The organism is Psychrobacter sp. 1U2 (assembly GCF_051847575.1).
On record NZ_JBPYDC010000720.1, the window covers coordinates 1 to 876 of the forward strand.

The window sequence follows — 876 nt, forward strand, 5'->3', positions numbered from 1 at the left end:
TAATCATAACTGCTCCAAGTGTGCCTTTAACGCTAAAAAACACACAGATACTTTGCGCACCTGTGTGTCCTTATGTTTTTTAAAAATAAAAACACTCAGCCGCCATAACATTTATGGCAGCGGCGTGTCGATCGATAGTTTTTAGGTTAGCAAAAAAGTAATTTTAGCTGTAGCGACGTCATTTTATAGCAAACGAGTATAAAACTTGAAACTATTCGGTAGCACAAGCGTAACGCAGTCAGCACAGACAGGCGTCGATTTGCGTATATCGCTGGCAGGTTCACTCATTCAAATACAACTCCGCCATCCCATCAAGCCGAGCCTTTACCTCCCTCCAGTTTGGCATTATTTGCGTGAGTAGTCGCCAAAAGCGTTCGCTATGATTGTGCTCGCTGATATGACACAGCTCATGTAGTATCACATAATCAATGCACTCTTTGGGCGCTTTTACTAAATGCGGATTGAGTATTAAGTTGCCCTTAGTAGAGCAACTACCCCACTGTTTTTTCATGGTCATGAATCTAAATGATGGCATGCTTGTGACCCATGAGGCTTTAGGCAGCACCGCCTCTAGGCGCTCTGTAAAGACAAGTTTGGCTTTATCTTGATACCAATGATCAAGTAGCCTTTTTACCTTAATCGCTCGTTTATCCGCGTCGAATTCATTAGCACTTTGGCGTAATATCACATTGAGCTTACCGCGACTAAGCTTCACACTAGGGGCATTTTCAGCGTTATTAAGCACTTTTAACACATAACGACGACCCAGATAAAACTGAGTCTCACCGCTGACATAACGCTTGGGCAACACATGATCTTGTTGCTTGGCAAAGTCCTGTAGGCTCTGCCATATCCAACGCGCACGCTTCATTATGG

The 876-nt window shown here is 43.6% G+C and carries 1 protein-coding gene; it reads right to left on the minus strand.

Going from position 1 to position 876, the window contains the following annotated elements:
* Positions 1-280: 280 nt before the first annotated feature.
* Positions 281-876 (minus strand): M48 family metallopeptidase (locus ACS8FD_RS18310; protein WP_439276898.1); only part of this gene is annotated, 596 nt, incomplete at its 5' end.